The organism is Holospora elegans E1, assembly GCF_000648275.1.
Classification (GTDB): Bacteria; Pseudomonadota; Alphaproteobacteria; order Holosporales; family Holosporaceae; genus Holospora; species Holospora undulata_A.
Window position 1 is genome coordinate 1 of sequence record NZ_BAUP01000094.1, and the last position, 2,286, is coordinate 2,286.

Below are 2,286 nucleotides of genomic sequence, written 5' to 3' on the forward strand. Positions count from 1 at the left end.
TTTCTGTGGCACTTCACGTTAATAAAACTTTGAAAATTGATCGTGCTATCTTTGGTTAAAGTTTTCAAATTTAAACCACTTATCTGATTCTAGATGCCTTATTTTTTCCTATCTTCACTATGATAAGGCTAGAGCCAACCTTTCAAAGAAGACTCCATTGATTTAAAGAAGTTAATCATATTTTTAATCAGGCAGAGGAAAAAAGTGATAGACTCTCCTTGCCGATATCAAAGAATAATACCTCTTCCTCCCCTTGCTGGCATTAACGTTAAGGTGAGTGTTTTGTTCATAGCGAATCAACTTAGTCTCCCTTAAAATGCTTTCATGCCAGACACATATTTGAATCTCTTAATCATTTCACATTCGGTATTAGTTTCATTGTTCTAGTATTTGTTACTCAAAAAAATTGCTCTTCTTTAGAAAATTCCAATCTACGATACAGATTTTGCATATCTGAAGTGGCATTAATGTACGATCGTTTCCAAATGTGTCTTAACCTGAAAAATTTTTCTTCTACTATTTTTATTTAATCTTTTTAATATTACACTACTTGTCTTTCGGTCTTCTTATCATATTTTTTTAAATTCTAGTTTCCAAGAAAATCTTGCGGTGATAGTTTTAGCAGAATAAAATATTCCAAATTATACAAATTTTTTTTCTTTAAAGATTAACAGTTGACAGTTTGCGTATTGTTATCATAGAATTTTAGAAGTCTTTTGTTTTTATTTCATGAAAAAAAGTAAAAAAATTCCAATTTATAAAGAACCCGAAGCCTGGAAAGGGATGCACAAAGCAGGTCGGTTGGCCTCTGAGGTATTGGATATGATTGGACCCTATGTAGTCTCTGGAGTTACAACGAGAGTTTTGAACGACTTATGCCACAAATATATCTTAGATCATGGAGCTTTTCCAGCACCATTAGAGGTTGGTTTTCCTTGTGCGGTATGTATTTCTGTTAATGAGACAGTGTGTCACGGTGTTCCTGGAGCTCGACGTTTGGCTTTTGGAGATATTGTAAACATTGATGTATCCTTAAAGTTTGAGGATTGGTACTCAGACACAGCGCGGATGTTTTACGTGGGAGTTCCCAGTGATCGTGCAAAAAAATTAAGTGATGTTTGTTATCAAGCACTTATGGAAGCTATAAAATTAGTAAGGCCTGGAGTTACCTTAGGAGACTTGGGGTATATTATTCAAAAAAAAACGGAATCTTCAGGATTTTCTGTTGTAAGAGAATTCTGTGGACATGGAATCGGTCGAAACCTTCATGACATACCAGAAGTGCTGCATTTTGGAAAACCAGGAACCGGAGTAGTTTTGAAAGAGGGAATGTTTTTTACGATAGAACCCATGATTAATTTAGGAAAATCAGGTATTCGATTATTAAAGGACGGGTGGAGCGCCGTAACACAAGACGGAACATGGTCTGCTCAATGGGAGCATAGCATTGGGGTGACTGCTACGGGGTGCGAAATATTTACTTCTTGCCGAAAGGATGAGCCCTCTTCTTAAGAAATGATTCTAAAAAAATTTAAAATGTATAAAAATAGGTAAAAAATAGGCCATGCATAGAAAAAAATCTATCAAAAATACACTCATATCCTGCGTGAATTTTAGAAAAAAGCACTAAAAATAAAAAAATACGAGCTATCATTTAAAAAAGCAGCTTCTAAATTTTATATACTCCGCTTTGAGCTTTCTTTTTAATTTCCACCTCTTGGAAAATATTAACCATTCTATAAAATGTATCCTTTTTAACTCCTATAACCCTGAGAAATTTTTCTTTTGCTATTTTTTGATCTGTTCGTATTTATTACCTTTCTCCTGGTCTTTTTATTATAAAATTTCTTTAAAATAAATTCTAGTTTACGAAAAAGTCTAATTTATAAGCGCTGTTTAAAGGGGGCTCTTTGGCGGGATTTTCCCCATAAGTGTTGAAAGTGTCAAAATAAATGTTTAACAGCATTGAAATCCCCTCCTGAAATAATAATTAATGTTTTAATAAAAAATTACTCTAGATCTAATGTAAATTGAAATAATGGAACTTTGAAGCCATGCAGTTTCTTTCTAGCCTTGTATATTAAAAATAATAAAGCTGTAATCAGAATCATATAAATATACACCTTCATACCATTTAAAGAATGACTCAAAAAATGCTTATATCCAAGGTTTTGTTTGATAAATTTAAAAAATACTTCTATATCCCATCTCCTCTTATAAAGCTCTGTTACATCAAGAGCTGGCATATCAAATAAGTTAGTTAAAAACCAAATTTCATTCCCCTCC

Annotated in this window: 2 protein-coding genes; one reads left to right on the forward strand and one right to left on the reverse strand. The window is 32.9% G+C overall.

Annotated elements, in window-relative coordinates; all coding sequences use genetic code 11:
• Positions 1–729 precede the first annotated feature (729 nt).
• The gene (gene map / locus HE1_RS03900) at positions 730–1,512 is read left to right on the forward strand and encodes a type I methionyl aminopeptidase (protein WP_035544932.1); all 783 of its coding nucleotides are present in this window, start codon (positions 730–732) and stop codon (positions 1,510–1,512) included.
• Between the two features lie 497 nt (positions 1,513–2,009).
• On the opposite strand, the gene HE1_RS10365 is transcribed toward map, so the two are convergent.
• The coding region (locus tag HE1_RS10365; protein WP_035544933.1) for an IS4 family transposase at positions 2,010–2,286 on the reverse strand (277 nt) is incomplete at its 5' end.